Here is a 15,127-nt window from a genome sequence, read left to right as displayed (position 1 = left end):
GGCATTATGCACTGACAGGCTTTTTGGTTTTTAAAGCGATGCTGAATAATATTTATGGCTGTTGTGGCAATTGCTGCAATGGACTACCACCTAAGGCTTGTAATAATGTTACATAAGCATTGTATTGATTTTGCTTGGTTTGCAATAGGTTTAAACGCGCATTCCGTGTTGTGGCTTGAGCATCCAAAAGGTTTTTTAAAGCAATCGCACCGTGGCGATAACGGACTTCAGTCAGACGTTCCGTTTTCTCTGCCAACAGTAAATTCTGCATTTGTAAATTGACCTGACGATCTAATTCAGAGCGTGCAGACAAGGCATTTTCAACATCAGCAAAGGCTTGGTACAAGGTTTGTCGATATTGCACAATGGCTTTTTCATATTCTAGCGCATTGACTTTTAAATCACGCTGCATATCGTTCCATTGTAAAAACGGCAGTGTTAGCCCTGCACCTAAAGTAGCAATTGGATTCTTGAGCGCATCACTTAAAGAAGTATGTGCACCAGTACCAACACCTGTACTGAGTGTGCCAGTTAGGCTAATAGATGGATAGTAACTGGCTTTATTGGCATCTTTGTTGGCCAGTGCTTTGCGTAAACGAAGCTCCGCAGCATTTAAATCTGGGCGGCGGGATAAAAGCTCCGCAGGTAATCCTGCATGAATTTTAGGTAGGCTAATGGCACCTAAGCGTTTGGGTTCTGCAATGTTTAGCATTTGCACAGGTTGATGGAGCAAGACCGCCAAAGCAGTACGAGTTGCTACTTTTTGCTGCGCTATTTGGCTGAGTGTGGCTTTTTGGCTTTGTAAGGCTTGTTCTGCCTGCGTTAAATCTAAACCAGAGACAGCGCCTGCACGGTATTGTGCATTGACCAATTGATAGGTTTTTTCAGTGCTGGCCAAATTTTGCTGTGCGACAGTTAAATGTTCATTTAAATAGCCCAATTGCCAGTATAAATTGGCAGTGGTTGCAATCAAACCTTGGGCAGTCGCCTGTAAATCTTGTTCGGTGGCTAGGGCTTCCCAACGTGCAGCTTCAGTCTGATTGGCCAGTTTGCCAAACAAATCCAATTCATAGCTTAGCCCTGGGTAGTTCAATGAGATTCCACGGGTACGGTCACCATCGCCGTCTAGGCTAATTTGATGTCCTGTGGAAATTCCTGCAGTGCCAATTCGGACGCCTTGCTGACTCTGGCTTTGTTTTGCTTGTAATCTCGCTTGCTGTAAATTCAGCCCTGCAACAGCGAGGTCACTGTTTTGTGCGAGTACTTGCTCAACAAGTTGATTTAAGGCGGCATCATTAAACAACGTCCACCAACGGTCAGTGTTCAGTTGGCTATGAATTTGCTGACTGCTGAGGCGCTGTTGTTCAAATTGGCTTGGAATTTCAACAGCAGGGGCTTGGTAAGGGGTTTTGACCACTGCGGCACACCCCACCAAACTGCTGCCCAAAAGTAGTGCGGTTGCCAGTTGGCTGAATGTTCGTGCTTTGGAATTTAATTGCATGAGAGTTCCTTATTCTAAGACCGCATCATTCTCTAGAGAGTGCATCGACAGGGTTGAGTTGTGCGGCATTACGTGCAGGAATAAAACCAAACACAATACCAATCAGGCTTGAGCAGACAAAGGCTGCAACAATAGAGGTGGTTGAATACGCCATTTGAAAAGTACCGCCTGCAAAATGGCTAATCACTTGCCCAATGCCTAAAGCCAGTAATACCCCTAAAACGCCCCCTAAAATGCAGACTAAAATTGCTTCAATTAAAAATTGCTGCAAAATATCGCTTTGTCGTGCACCTACGGCCATACGCACCCCAATCTCTTGTGTACGCTCTGTGACAGAAACCAGCATAATATTCATTACACCAATTCCTCCGACCACTAAGGAAATCACAGCAATTGCAGAAACCAGCAGGGTCATGGTGGCTGTAGTTTGCTGAATAGTTTCACGAATACTGTCAGAGTTTTGCGTAAAGACATCTTGTGCGCCATGTCGCTGAACCAATAGACTTAAAATGGCATTTTCTGCTGCAGCGCTAGGGTATTCATCTTTCACACGTACAATAATACTGCGTACATGACTTTGACCTAGCATGCGGCTCATTACGGTCGAGTAAGGTAAATACACATTTAAGCTGTCAGAACTGCCCATCATGCTTTTTTGTTCTTCTACCACTCCAATAATACGGCTTGGCACACTGCCCAATAAAATCACTTGCCCGACAGGATTGCTGCCATCACTAAAAAACGTATTTTTTGTGTTGTGATCAATCACCACATCTTGGGCTTGTTCAATTACGCTGTGTTTATCAAACGGTTGCCCAGACTGAAAATTCATGCCACGTACATAGAAAAAGTCTTCACTAACTCCATTGACTGTGGCTGAGGCTTCCGTGTCTTTAAAACGTACTGTGACATTGCTGTTGACTGAAGGGCTGACACCATCTACATAGGGCTGTTCTGCTAAAGCATCGGCATCGGCAGGAACCAGTGTTCTGACTTGAGAGGAGCGAGAAGTATCTCCAAAACCTCGCCCCTGAAATACGGTGATGGTATTAGTGCCTAAACTGCTGATATTTTCTAAAATCTGCTTTTGTGAACCATTGCCTAGTGCCACCACTGACACGACCGAGGCAATCCCAATAATAATGCCAAGCATGGTTAAAAAAGTACGCATGCGATGTGCATTCATGGCCAGTAATGCCATGCGGAAAGCTTCGCCTAAGCGGTCTAGTGCAGAACGCCAAGCTGAGGTCTTTTTTTGTGGTGGATGTTCCAGCGTTTGTTGAGCAATCTGTTCCTGATCGGTAGGTGTGTTCGGTTGATCGGAAACGATAAGACCATCACTGATTTCAATAATCCGTGTGGCATTTTTGGCGACATTGTGGTCATGTGTGACTAAAATAATGGTGTGACCTTTGGCATTTAGTTCACGCAAAATGCGCATGACTTCAATACCACTATTCTTGTCGAGTGCACCTGTTGGCTCATCGGCTAGAATCACATCGCCGCCATTCATCAGGGCGCGAGCAATGGACACACGTTGCTGCTGCCCGCCTGAAAGTTGACTCGGTCTGTTCTGGGTTTTATCTGTCAAGCCTAAATCACTCAGCAATGCGGTAGCACGTGCTTGGCGTTCTGCGGCATCGGCACCTGCATAAATTGCGGGAACTTCGACATTACCCGCAGCGCTTAAATCACCCAATAAATGGTAGCGCTGGAAAATAAAGCCAAAATACTCACGCCGTAGTTGTGCCAATTCGTCGGCTTCGAGCTGTCGGGTTTCGCGTCCTTTAACTTTGTAGCTGCCTGTAGTAGGTTGGTCAAGGCAGCCTAGAATATTCATAAGCGTGGATTTACCAGAACCCGATTGCCCCACAATAGCAACCAACTCACCTGGGTAAATTTCCAGATCAATCCCTTTAAGAATTTGTACGGTCGATTCACCAGCAGGAAATTCTCGGGTCAGGTCTTTGACCGCTAAGAGTGGCTGTGTTTGGTGCTGCGGCATGCTCATATTACATTCTCACCGAAGGGCCAACACGTCCACTACGTTTCGCTGCATCGTTCAATGTATCAGAACCATCTGCAATAATCACTTGATCACCCAGTTTTAAGCCGCGAATGACTTGTACGGTTGCACGGTTGTTTAGCCCGAGCAATACAGGTTGCGGCTGGGCTGAACCATCAGCCTGTAAAACACGTACTGTGCCTAAAGACGCTTTGCCTTGATCTATAAGTGCTTTTTCATTGGCCGTGAGTTCTAAGCGGGCAGGGCGGTTTGAGGTATTTTCATCTGTTTTGTTGTGTTCAGTACGTGCAGGTGTGTCTGCATTGTTGCTACGACCACGTGAGCGATTGGAGCCTTGCACGGCAGCAGCTGGAATTGTGAGTACGTTACGTGCTTCGGCCAATACAATCGACACTTGTGCTGTCATGTTAATGCGCAGCTTGCCATCTTCATTGGGTACATCAAATAAGGCGTTGTAATACACTGCATTGCTAGATGAAGAAGAGCTACTATTACTGGTTTCGGTATTAATAGATTTTGGTGCAGGTTCAACTTGGCGTAAGGCTGCGTAATGCTTTTTCTCACTGTTGCCCAAAGTGGTGAAATAAACGGTTTGACCTTCTTCGACCTTCATCACATCTGCTTCAGAAATTTCTGCTTTTACAGTCATGGTGTCTAATTTAGCCAGTTTGACAATGGTGGGTGCACTTTGGTTGGCGTTTACGGTTTGACCCTCTTCGGTCACAATCGCCACCACAGTGCCGTCCATGGGTGCAAGAATTTGGGTATAGCCTAAATTTTCTTTAGAAGTGTCTAAGGTTAGGCGGGACTGTTCAATTTGAGCATTGATTGCAGCAATCTCGGCTTGTGCCGTTTTATAGTTGGCTAAAGCACTTTCCAGTTCAGCGCGTGAAGTGGCATCTTGAGCATACATGGCTTGTTGACGTTGATATTCTGCTGCGACTTTGGCGAGATTGGCTTGTCTGACTGCCAATTGTGCCTGCTGATTTTTAATACTGGCTTGTGCGGTTTTAAATTCGTTTTCCTGACGTACCGAATCAATTTGGGCAATCAATTGGCCTTGTTTGACCTGATCACCCAATTCGACATACATTTTTTTGACCTGACCTGAAACCTGCGCACCGACACTGACCATTTTGGTGGCTTCAAGTACGCCTGTTGCCAAAACCGCACTTTCAATATCGCCACGGCTGACTTCAGCGGTGATGTATTGCGGCTGCTCTGTTTTTGGTTTGAAAAAATACCATGCTGCAAGTGCAACTAAACAGGCAATCACAATTCCCAGAATAAGTTTGGTCGATTTTATTTTTGGCATGAGTCAAAAAAAGCAGAAAAAGAAATTAAGGGAATTATAGAAGCGAAATAAGGATAAATTGTGAATTTTTTAAAGAAATTGCAAATGAGAATTATTATCTGACTTTAAGGTAATTGAAGTGCTTATTAATTGCATCACACAGTGACATAAATTTGCCCTAATTTAAGTCAATTTACCCCAGCACTATTTTAGTTCATCTTTATGATATTTTTATGAATTCTAATGAAAATTTAGTTGAAACTACAACTATGGTCTAAGAGGATTAAAAAACCTTATTTTCTATATGGATTTAAAAATTAAAAGCAGCTAGTATCGAATTCCATAAAATAATTATGGCTTTAATCATTAGGATAATACGGCATCGGGATGATGCGATAAAACACGACTTTAATCAAAAAATCTGAGGGGTAAATCATGGAATGGAGTGAGAAGTTTAATATTGGAATTGATGTGATTGACAATCAGCATCGTCAAATTTTGGACTATATTAATGCGCTAGAAAAAATTCGGGCCACAGGTGCGCGTGAACAAATTAAAGAAGTTTTAGATGATTTGATTGATTACACACAATCACATTTTAGTTTTGAAGAAAACTTATTGGCGCAGGTGAATTATCAATATTTGCCTTCGCACCGCGGTATTCATGAATTGTTTGTGAAACGTCTGAATGATTGCCGTCAGCGTTTTGCTAATGGCGAATCGGTAGAAAATGATTTGTATCGTTTATTGTCTAAATGGCTAATTAACCATATTCAGCATGATGATCAGGACTATGTCGATGCTGTGCGTGACAATATGCTGCATTATTTGCGTTCGCAAGAACAAAAGAAAGGTAAAAGTTGGTTTGCGCGTTTCTTTAGCTAGGTTTTAGTTTTCACCAACCGCCTAAATCAAAAATTGACTTAAGATATTAGGCAGGTGATGTCGCAAACAGGGTTTTACCGCACAGTTCAGTGATCGCTTGAAGCACCAGATGTTCAGGGTTTTCCTTGGACATCCCTTTAATTGCAGCATCAATGCGTAATAATAAAGCTGGCCAGTGCAAAAAACAGTTTGGGTTTAAACGCCGTAAGGCCTGTTGATAAACACTGACTTTATTTTTCCAAATCCCGAGTTGCAGGGCATTTTGCGGTTGCTCAAATAGTTGCATCAGTAGACGCATTTCTTTGCTGATGCTCCATAAAATCAAACTCATGGCTTCGCCCGAAGCGATTAAGTATTGAAAAATTTTCATGGACTGCGCCAGATTGCCTGCCAGTAAAGCATCATTTAAATCATACGTACTGTAACGGGACTGATCTTGCAGGCAAGCATGTAAATGTTCAATTTGAATCTGTTGAATTTCAGGAAAGGTATCACTCACCCGCATCAAGCTATTTTTTGCAGCCAAAAGGTTGTGTTCATGGTGCTGCTCTAACCATTGCCATGCATCATGCCCTAATTGGATACCTAATTTTTCTGCTTCTAAGGCTAAAATTTGCAGTCGATCTTTGGGGTAATTGGCGGTCAGCGCAACATTGACCCCGTTGGCATCAATTAACTGGAAAAAACTGGATTTTAAGCTGTTGTTGTCCTGTTTAGGCATGACTATCAACAGTAAGTTCTGTTCATTATGCTGAATATAGCTTTTCAGTTGTTTTAGTGTGCTGGCATCAGGCTTGATATTGCCGTGTACTTCAACCGCCAATTGACTCGAAAACAGTGACAGACTGTTTAAGGCATTGAATACATTTTTCCAATCGCTAACGCTATTTAAATCATAACGCTGACGTTCAATATCCTGTTTTTGCCAACTGGCACGAAAAGCATCCAGCAAGTTTTGTTCGAGTAAGGGTTCTTGACCATGCAAAATCCATGCACCGCGTGCTTCATCAACACGTTTTAAGGCTTGTAGATAGTCAAGTTTCATAAAAAATTCGCACTCGAAAACTTATTTAGGGTTTGAATACACAGGTGGGTTGACCAAAGGTAAACGATTAGATGAAATTTGACGCACAATTTGCTGTGCTACATCATCAATAATGACTTCTTTTAAGAATTTTTGTTCCTGATCATCGGTATTCACAGTTGCGACATCGTATTGATAACTGCGCGTTGCCATGACGGTACGAGGTTCGGTGATCGGGTTGCCTTGCGCATCTTCAATACGGAAAGTCACACTCAAACGTAATAAGGTTTCTACCAGTTTGCCATTCAATTCCAAGCGACGTGGCGTATAGTCAAGTACACGCAGTACATAGGCATTAGGGTCATTGCTGAGTTGTACGCCCGCTGTACCCATGTGAATGGAAAGTTTTTCTTCTAATTCTTCAGCATTGCTCGGTAAAGCCAGACTCATTTTTGAATAAGCCACAGGTGCAATGCTTGGATTGGTGCCTTTAAGATGAAAACCACAGCCGACTAAGCCAGCACTGAGTCCACAAGTTAAAACAATGACTGCTAGACGTTGGCTAAAGTGCATGTGCTGTCCTCTGTAATATTCTTGAAAGTTTAAAAGCGGAAGTTGAGAATATCTTGATTGTAGGTGCAAAGCCCATTGACTGACAACGGGCTTTGTTTGGAAATTGTTTTAATTCCTTTTTTGTAGGAGGGTTTAGGGGGATTGTTTTATAAAATCCCTCCAAACCTCCCTTTAAAAAAGGGAGGTTTAAAAGCACTTAAACCACCAAATTCACTAACTTATTCGGTACCACAATTTCTTTCTTGGTTGGCCCAGTCAAGAATGGTTGTACTTCAGGTAAGGCTTTGGCAAGTGCAAGAATGTCTTCTTTAGATGCATCTACTGCTACATCAAGCTTGCCACGTAATTTACCATTTACCTGTACCACAATCGTTTGAGTATTGCGGGTTAATGCAGACTCATCTACGGTTGGGAAGAGGGTTGAAGTTAACTCAATTCCGAACTGTGCCAATAGGGTTTGGCTTAAGTGTGGTGCAAAAGGTGCAAGCAAGGTTAATAAAGTCACAATCGCTTCACGTTCAACGGCAAGGTCTTGTTCATCTTGTGCTTCAAACTTGTTGCACGCATTCAAGAGTTCCATCAAGGCTGCAATTGCAGTGTTAAATGCATGACGACGCTCAATATCATCTCCCACTTTTTGAATGGTTTCATGGGTTTTGCGACGTAAGTCCTGCGCTGCTGTGGCAAGTTTGCTGCTTTCAATAGTCGTTGCATTGCTGCCTTTTTCAAGGAAGCCTGCCGCCAAACGCCATACACGTTTTAAGAAGCGGTTAGCACCTTCTACACCTGCATCTGACCATTCTAAAGACTGATCAGGTGGTGCTGCGAACATCATAAACACACGTGCAGTATCTGCACCGTATTGGTCAATAATCGCTTGCGGGTCGATACCGTTGTTTTTCGATTTCGACATTTTTTCCTGACCGCCAACAATGACCGCTTGACCATCGCCCATATATTTTGCAGAAAGCACACGGCCTTTTTCGTCTTTTTCAAGTTCGATGTCGGCAGGGTTAAACCAAGTTTTCTTACCGCTTTCTGCTTCACGGTAGAAGGTATCTGCCAGTACCATGCCTTGAGTCAGCAAATTGGTGAATGGTTCATTGCCTTGAACTACACCTTCATCACGCATAAGTTTGTGGAAGAAGCGTGCATACAATAAGTGAAGGATCGCATGTTCTACACCACCAATATATTGGTTTACAGGCAACCAAGTTTGCGCAGCTTCTGGTTTGACCATACCGCCAGTAAAGTCTGGAGATGCATAGCGTGCGTAGTACCAAGATGATTCTACAAAAGTATCCAAAGTGTCGGTTTCACGACGTGCTTCGCCACCACAGCAAGGGCAGGTGGTTTGGTAGAATTCAGGCATTTTATTGAGTGGGTTGCCTGAACCATCTGGCACAACATCGGTAGGTAAAATCACAGGCAGTTGATCTTCTGGAACAGGGACTTGGCCACACTTTTCACAGTTGATCATTGGAATTGGGCAACCCCAATAACGTTGGCGTGAAACACCCCAGTCACGTAAGCGGAATTGTACTTTTACATTGGCTAAACCTTGTGGTTCTAATTTTGCCAATAGTGCATCAAATGCTGCTTGGAAATCTAAACCATCAAATTCGCCTGAATTGACCAATTTACCTTCTTTAGAGCCGTACCATTCTTGCCACTGAGTTGCGTTAAAGTCCGTATCTTCAGCACCTTTGGCATCAATCACTTGAATAATTGGCAATTGGAATTTATTAGCAAACTCAAAGTCGCGTTCATCGTGTGAAGGCACGGCCATTACTGCGCCAGAACCGTAAGACATCAACACATAGTTGGCAATCCAAACTGGTAACTCTTTACCTGTCACAGGATGCTTCACAAATAAGCCTGTTGCCATGCCTTTTTTCTCGGCAGTCGCAAGGTCAGCTTCTGCAACAGAACCCATACGGCATTCTTCAATAAACGCTTTCAATTGCTCATTATTTTCTGCGGCTTTTAACGCCATTGGGTGTTCTGCGGCAACAGCCACATAAGTTGCACCCATTAAGGTATCGGCACGCGTGGTAAATACAGTTAAACCATCTGCATAAATTTCAGGATTTGCCGAAGGAAAGGTAATTTCCATCCCTTGAGAACGGCCAATCCAGTTACGCTGCATGGTCAAGACTTGTTGCGGCCAACCATCTTTTAAAGTTTCTAAATCGTCGAGTAACTCTTGGGCATAATCGGTAATACGGAAGTAGTACATTGGAATATCACGTTTTTCTACCAATGCACCTGAACGCCAGCCACGACCATTTTCGACCTGTTCATTGGCTAAAACAGTCTGATCGACAGGATCCCAGTTTACTGTCGAGAGTTTGCGATAAATTAACCCTTTTTTATACAGTTGCACGAATAACCATTGTTCCCAGTGATAATACTCTGGGGTACAGGTGGCAAATTCACGATCCCAATCTACTGCTAAACCCAATTTTTTCAATTGGTCACGCATGTAGGCGATATTTTCAAAGGTCCATTTAGCAGGTGCAACCTGATGGGCAATAGCCGCGTTTTCAGCAGGTAAGCCAAACGCATCCCAACCCATAGGTTGTAATACGGTTTCGCCTTTTAAACGGTGGAAACGACTAATCACATCACCAATGGTGTAGTTACGCACGTGACCCATGTGCAGTTTGCCGCTTGGGTAAGGGAACATCGAGAGGATATAACGATGTGGACCTTCGACAGTGTCGGCAACTTTAAAGGCTTTGCGAGATTCCCAGTCATTCTGGACTTGAGGTTCAATCGCACTGGCTTGATATTCAGGGTCAATGTGAGTAGTCATAAGGTTAAAATCAGGAATAAACGGTTAAAAAAAGTGTGTTGCACAGCATAGCGCAAAATGCAGCAAAAAGTGAATTTTGCGCGCTGGATTGTGCAGGAAAATTTAAGTAGCCAATACTTTGCAGGCTAAAAATTAGAAAACGGCTGGATTGGCACGTTCTTGTTGTGCTTTATTCAAAGCATCATTGGCTTCACGTTGCTGCTGATCCATTACGGGAGTGGGAGCCGTATTGTTAGCATTTGCAGGCGTTGTGCTATTTGCGGGTGCTGTCGTGGCATTGGTAGTTTGATTTGGAATGTTCGGCGCAGAATTTCTCCAGCCATAGGTATCGACCTTTCCTTGTTTTTTTGCAGTTTTAGGTGGAGGTGTGGTGGTGTAATGCGTCGAACCTTTTGCATCGACCCATTTATAGTATTGTTTTGCAGATACCGCACTGGTGCCTAAAATTAACATCAAGCTTGCAGAAAGATAACTCAAGCGACGAACGTGGTTTTCCATTGTAAATGTCCTGAGTAAAGGTGCAAAAGCAGACCTGAAAAAACTAAAGATGAAATTGTCTAAATTTTAGCAAGGATGTGTCAGGATGACAGCACTTTTAGGGGCTTTTTTACACGATAACCTGCGCTATTTGATGAAGAGCGAAACGGCTTTAAAAATAGACGATGCTCAGGGTGCTGTGTTCATTAAAAATGACGTCAAATTTAAAGCCAATTCATAAATAAACAATGTCTATTTTTTTTGACTTATTTTTTATTTTTATGGTTTTGATATGAAAAATTTATAGAAAATAAGGCAAGTGTCTGAAATTATATGTTTTATATGGGAATGTTGGATTTGAGTGAAAATTGTGAAGTACAGCACAAAGCTTAAAAAATGCACTGTTTATGAATAAAGCAGAAAAACCCGATTTTTAAACTTGACTTTAGTCGATGAAACTACAAAAATGCACACTTTAGTTTTATGTGCCTTAGATCGATCACCCTTCGAATAAGTGTCATGTCATGCAATGGGCAACTTCTCTAGCCGAGAAGCTGAACAAAGCTTATAAAATGTGTTTACCCCAACACGTTTTAGATCTCATATTGCTTATACGGTAATCAGATCGGAAATTTTTCCTATTGCCATGAAAACTATGAAATATGTGTGCTATAACAGTGCAGGAATTAATGAACAAAACACTGCAGGTGTCTCCCATTTTGCAGTGATAAGACTAGGGTGAATCACGTTGGAACTTTTATCTGGTGGTGAAATGCTCGTTCGCGCATTGGCGGACGAAGGCGTTGAGCATGTTTTTGGATACCCAGGCGGCGCAGTACTTCATATTTACGATGCGTTCTTTCAACAAGACAAAATTAATCATTACCTCGTGCGCCATGAGCAAGCTGCTGGTCATATGGCAGATGCCTACTCGCGCGTAACAGGTAAAACTGGTGTGGTGCTAGTGACTTCAGGTCCTGGTGCAACCAACACAGTAACTCCAATTGCAACTGCGTATATGGACTCAATCCCAATGGTGATTTTGTCTGGTCAGGTTGCAACACACTTAATTGGTGAAGATGCCTTCCAAGAAACCGATATGGTGGGTATTTCACGTCCGATTGTAAAACACAGTTTCCAAGTGCGTCATGCAAGTGAAATTCCTTCAGTGATTAAGAAGGCTTTCTATATTGCATCTTCAGGCCGTCCTGGTCCTGTTGTGGTTGATATTCCAAAGGATGCAACCAACCCAGCGGAAAAATTTGCTTACGAATATCCTGAAAAAGTGAAGATGCGTTCGTATCAGCCACCGCATCGTGGTCACTCAGGTCAAATTCGTAAAGCAATTGATGAATTGTTGAATGCAAAACGCCCTGTGATTTATTCAGGCGGTGGTGTGGTTCAAGGCAATGCATCTGAGCAATTAACTGAACTTGCACACATCTTGGGCTTCCCTGTAACCAATACATTGATGGGCTTGGGTGCGTTCCCGGGCAATGATCCACAATTTATTGGTATGTTGGGTATGCATGGTACCTATGAAGCCAATATGACCATGCACAATGCCGATGTGATTTTGTGTATTGGTGCGCGTTTTGATGACCGTGTAACCAATAACCCAGCAAAATTCTGTCCAAATGCCAAAGTGATTCATATTGATATCGACCCTGCGACGATTTCAAAAACCATCATGGCGCATATTCCAATTGTGGGTGCAGTTGAACCTGTACTTCAGGAAATGCTAGTGCAGTTGAAACAGTTAAATGTTTCTAAGCCAAACCCAGAAGCAATTGCTGCGTGGTGGAATCAGATCAATGAATGGCGCAAAGTTCATGGTCTGAAATATGACAAGCCAACTGATGGCAGCATGAAGCCACAACAAGTAGTTGAAGCATTGGACAAAGTGACCAATGGTGATGCAATCATTACTTCTGACGTAGGTCAGCACCAAATGTTTGGCGCGAACTACTATAAGTACAAGCGTCCACGCCAATGGTTGAACTCTGGTGGTTTGGGTACAATGGGCGTAGGTTTGCCGTATGCAATGGCGGCTAAACTGGCTTATCCAGATCAACAAGTTGTTTGTATTACAGGTGAAGCATCAATTCAGATGTGTATCCAAGAGCTTTCTACTTGTAAGCAATATGGTTTAAACGTAAAAATCTTGTGCTTGAATAACCAAGCTTTAGGTATGGTTAAACAATGGCAAGACATGAACTATGAAGGTCGTCACTCTAGTTCTTATGTTGACTCATTACCAGACTTCCCTAAATTGATGGAAGCCTATGGTCATGTGGGTATTCAGATTAACCATGCCGATGAGCTTGAGTCTAAGCTTACAGAAGCAATGGCGATTAATGATAAATGTGTATTCATTAACGTAATGGTTGACCGGACAGAGCACGTTTATCCGATGCAAATTGCGGGTCAATCTATGAAAGATATGTGGTTAGGTAAAGGGGAGCGTACAGAATGAGACACATTATTTCCGTTCTCGTTGAAAACGAATCAGGTGCGCTTTCTCGTTTAGTGGGTTTATTTTCTCAGCGTGGTTATAACATTGAGACTTTAAACGTTGCACCAACCGAAGATCCAACGCTTTCACGTTTAACACTGACCACGTATGGTGATGATCATAAAATTGAGCAAATCACCAAGCAATTAAACAAATTGGTTGAAGTGGTGAAAGTGGTCGACTTGTCAGAAGGTCCACATATTGAGCGTGAATTGATGCTGATTAAAGTAAAAGCATCTGGCGCTGCACGTGCTGAAATTAAACGCACAGCAGACATCTTCCGTGGACAAATTGTAGATGTTACACCGACCACTTATACTGTACAGCTTGCGGGTACAACTGAAAAACTTGACGGTTTTATTGATGCGATTGCAGAAAATACGATTTTAGAAGTTGTACGTTCAGGTGTATCTGGTATTGCACGTGGCGAAAAAGTTTTAACCATTTAACTGAATTTAGTTAATTTTATTCATCGAATTCATTCCATCTCAAAGGATGGAGAGCTTACTCAAGTACTGAATAGACAAGTACTTGAGTAAGATAGGAATCCTAAGCATTTTAGCGGAGACAGCAATGCAAATTTTTTACGATAAAGACTGCGACTTATCTATCATTCAATCTAAGAAAGTAGCGATCATTGGTTACGGTTCACAAGGTCACGCGCACGCGCTTAACCTTAAAGATTCTGGCGTAGACGTAACTGTAGGTTTACGTGCTGGTTCTGCTTCTTGGAAAAAAGCTGAAAATTCGGGTCTTAAAGTTTCTGAAGTTCCTGCTGCTGTTGCTCAAGCTGACTTAGTTATGATTTTGACTCCAGATGAGTTCCAATCACAACTTTATCGTGACGTAATCGAGCCAAATATCAAGCAAGGCGCAACTTTAGCATTTGCTCACGGCTTCTCTGTACTTTATAACCAAGTTGTTCCACGTGCAGACTTAGATGTAATCATGGTTGCACCTAAAGCACCTGGTCACACTGTACGTTCTGAATTCCAACGTGGTTCAGGTGTTCCTGATCTTATCGCGATTCATCAAGATGCTTCTGGTAATGCACGTAACGTTGCACTTTCTTACGCTTCAGGTGTAGGTGGTGGTCGTACAGGTATCATCGAAACTTCTTTCCGTGAAGAAACTGAAACTGACTTATTTGGTGAGCAAGCAGTTCTTTGTGGTGGTGCTGTTGAATTGGTTAAAATGGGCTTCGAAACTCTTGTTGAAGCTGGTTATGCACCAGAAATGGCTTACTTCGAATGCTTACACGAGCTTAAATTGATCGTTGACTTGATGTTCGAAGGCGGTATCGCTGACATGAACTATTCAGTATCTAACAACGCTGAATATGGCGAGTATGTAACGGGTACTGAAGTGATTAACGAACAGTCTCGTGAAGCAATGCGCAATGCACTTAAACGTATTCAATCTGGTGAATATGCGAAGATGTTCATCCAAGAAGGTGCGTTGAACTATCCATCTATGACTGCACGTCGTCGTCAAAACGCTGCACATGGTATTGAAGTAACTGGTAACAAGTTACGTGCGATGATGCCTTGGATTCAAGCGAACAAGATTGTAGATAAAGAAAAGAACTAAGTTACGCGCCTTAAGAAAAGTAAAGCAATGCTTTACTTTTCTTTCGTACCTTGGATTCAAGCAAACAAAATCGTAGACAAAGAGAAAAACTAATTTCTCGAATCAGTCGATTTGAATGTGAAAGCCCACTCAATTTGAGTGGGTTTTTTATATTTATAGTTACGTGCCTCAAAACGACTAAAGCAGTGTTTTTACTCCTTGCGCTTCATTCAAAGCAGTGCTTTGAATTCGCTCATACCTTGGATTCAAACGAACAAGATTGTAGGCAAAGAGAAAAACTAAGTTTTAGTTTAATCTTTATCTTGAAAAGCCCTTATTTTATATAAGGGCTTTTATGGAAGAAATAATGTCCCGTCCTGAAATAAGTTTACACCTTAAGAGACTTATTTTATGGAACATGCACGAGAACAACGAGTTAAGCGCA

At 42.5% G+C, this 15,127-nt stretch carries 12 protein-coding genes; 5 read left to right on the top strand and 7 right to left on the bottom strand.

What is annotated here, in order from left to right; translation table 11 throughout:
- Positions 1–52: 52 nt before the first annotated feature.
- From HHA43_RS01085 to HHA43_RS01075, 3 genes are read right to left on the bottom strand one after another with little or no spacing between them, the layout of a single operon-like run.
- Positions 53–1,501: an efflux transporter outer membrane subunit gene (locus tag HHA43_RS01085; protein ID WP_168541462.1), complete on the bottom strand. Its 1,449-nt coding sequence runs from the start codon at positions 1,499–1,501 to the stop codon at positions 53–55.
- Positions 1,502–1,526: 25 nt separating this feature from the next.
- Positions 1,527–3,506: a MacB family efflux pump subunit gene (locus tag HHA43_RS01080; protein WP_168541577.1), complete on the bottom strand. Its 1,980-nt coding sequence runs from the start codon at positions 3,504–3,506 to the stop codon at positions 1,527–1,529.
- A gap of 7 nt (positions 3,507–3,513) precedes the next feature.
- Positions 3,514–4,842: an efflux RND transporter periplasmic adaptor subunit gene (locus tag HHA43_RS01075; RefSeq protein ID WP_168541460.1), complete on the bottom strand. Its 1,329-nt coding sequence runs from the start codon at positions 4,840–4,842 to the stop codon at positions 3,514–3,516.
- Positions 4,843–5,256: 414 nt separating this feature from the next.
- On the opposite strand from HHA43_RS01075, the gene HHA43_RS01070 reads away from it, so the two are divergent.
- Positions 5,257–5,706 (top strand): bacteriohemerythrin, encoded by a 450-nt coding sequence (locus HHA43_RS01070; protein ID WP_160243533.1) that lies wholly within the window; start codon positions 5,257–5,259, stop codon positions 5,704–5,706.
- A gap of 46 nt (positions 5,707–5,752) precedes the next feature.
- On the opposite strand, the gene holA is transcribed toward HHA43_RS01070, so the two are convergent.
- The 4 genes from holA to HHA43_RS01050 form a co-directional block, all read right to left on the bottom strand.
- Positions 5,753–6,751 (bottom strand): DNA polymerase III subunit delta, encoded by a 999-nt coding sequence (gene holA, locus HHA43_RS01065; protein WP_168541458.1) that lies wholly within the window; start codon positions 6,749–6,751, stop codon positions 5,753–5,755.
- Positions 6,752–6,772: 21 nt separating this feature from the next.
- Positions 6,773–7,303 (bottom strand): LPS assembly lipoprotein LptE, encoded by a 531-nt coding sequence (gene lptE, locus HHA43_RS01060; protein ID WP_004974973.1) that lies wholly within the window; start codon positions 7,301–7,303, stop codon positions 6,773–6,775.
- 196 nt (positions 7,304–7,499) lie between these two features.
- Entirely contained in the window at positions 7,500–10,121 is a 2,622-nt protein-coding gene (gene leuS, locus HHA43_RS01055) for a leucine--tRNA ligase (protein ID WP_168525553.1), read from the bottom strand.
- A 132-nt stretch (positions 10,122–10,253) separates the two neighbouring features.
- The gene (locus HHA43_RS01050) at positions 10,254–10,619 is read right to left on the bottom strand and encodes a DUF4124 domain-containing protein (protein WP_168541456.1); all 366 of its coding nucleotides are present in this window, start codon (positions 10,617–10,619) and stop codon (positions 10,254–10,256) included.
- A gap of 85 nt (positions 10,620–10,704) precedes the next feature.
- On the opposite strand from HHA43_RS01050, the gene HHA43_RS13280 reads away from it, so the two are divergent.
- The 4 genes from HHA43_RS13280 to ilvC all read left to right on the top strand — a co-directional run bounded on the left by HHA43_RS13280 (position 10,705) and on the right by ilvC (position 14,703).
- The gene (locus HHA43_RS13280; RefSeq protein ID WP_257222823.1) at positions 10,705–10,839 is read left to right on the top strand and encodes a hypothetical protein; all 135 of its coding nucleotides are present in this window, start codon (positions 10,705–10,707) and stop codon (positions 10,837–10,839) included.
- Positions 10,840–11,346: 507 nt separating this feature from the next.
- Entirely contained in the window at positions 11,347–13,074 is a 1,728-nt protein-coding gene (locus tag HHA43_RS01045; protein WP_019836444.1) for an acetolactate synthase 3 large subunit, read from the top strand.
- Positions 13,071–13,562, top strand: a complete 492-nt coding sequence (gene ilvN, locus HHA43_RS01040) for an acetolactate synthase small subunit (protein ID WP_004974986.1) — start codon at positions 13,071–13,073, stop codon at positions 13,560–13,562. Before HHA43_RS01045 ends, ilvN begins: the two co-directional genes overlap by 4 nt.
- Before the next feature lie 124 nt (positions 13,563–13,686).
- The gene (ilvC, locus tag HHA43_RS01035) at positions 13,687–14,703 is read left to right on the top strand and encodes a ketol-acid reductoisomerase (RefSeq protein WP_004974988.1); all 1,017 of its coding nucleotides are present in this window, start codon (positions 13,687–13,689) and stop codon (positions 14,701–14,703) included.
- Positions 14,704–15,127 lie beyond the last annotated feature (424 nt).

The sequence above is a fragment of the Acinetobacter sp. A2 genome (genome assembly GCF_012371325.1).
Lineage (GTDB): Bacteria > Pseudomonadota > Gammaproteobacteria > Pseudomonadales > Moraxellaceae > Acinetobacter.
Note: the sequence above shows the minus strand (reverse complement) of the source record. Positions and strands in the feature narration are given on the sequence as shown.

Coding starts and splice junctions, on each gene's coding strand:
- HHA43_RS01050 (WP_168541456.1), bottom strand. CDS start 10,619: ATGGAAAACCACGTTCGTCGCTTGAGTTATCTTTCTGCAAGCTTGATG.
- lptE (WP_004974973.1), bottom strand. CDS start 7,303: ATGCACTTTAGCCAACGTCTAGCAGTCATTGTTTTAACTTGTGGACTC.
- ilvN (WP_004974986.1), top strand. CDS start 13,071: ATGAGACACATTATTTCCGTTCTCGTTGAAAACGAATCAGGTGCGCTT.
- HHA43_RS01070 (WP_160243533.1), top strand. CDS start 5,257: ATGGAATGGAGTGAGAAGTTTAATATTGGAATTGATGTGATTGACAAT.
- HHA43_RS13280 (WP_257222823.1), top strand. CDS start 10,705: ATGACAGCACTTTTAGGGGCTTTTTTACACGATAACCTGCGCTATTTG.
- holA (WP_168541458.1), bottom strand. CDS start 6,751: ATGAAACTTGACTATCTACAAGCCTTAAAACGTGTTGATGAAGCACGC.
- HHA43_RS01085 (WP_168541462.1), bottom strand. CDS start 1,501: ATGCAATTAAATTCCAAAGCACGAACATTCAGCCAACTGGCAACCGCA.
- leuS (WP_168525553.1), bottom strand. CDS start 10,121: ATGACTACTCACATTGACCCTGAATATCAAGCCAGTGCGATTGAACCT.
- ilvC (WP_004974988.1), top strand. CDS start 13,687: ATGCAAATTTTTTACGATAAAGACTGCGACTTATCTATCATTCAATCT.
- HHA43_RS01080 (WP_168541577.1), bottom strand. CDS start 3,506: ATGCCGCAGCACCAAACACAGCCACTCTTAGCGGTCAAAGACCTGACC.
- HHA43_RS01075 (WP_168541460.1), bottom strand. CDS start 4,842: ATGCCAAAAATAAAATCGACCAAACTTATTCTGGGAATTGTGATTGCC.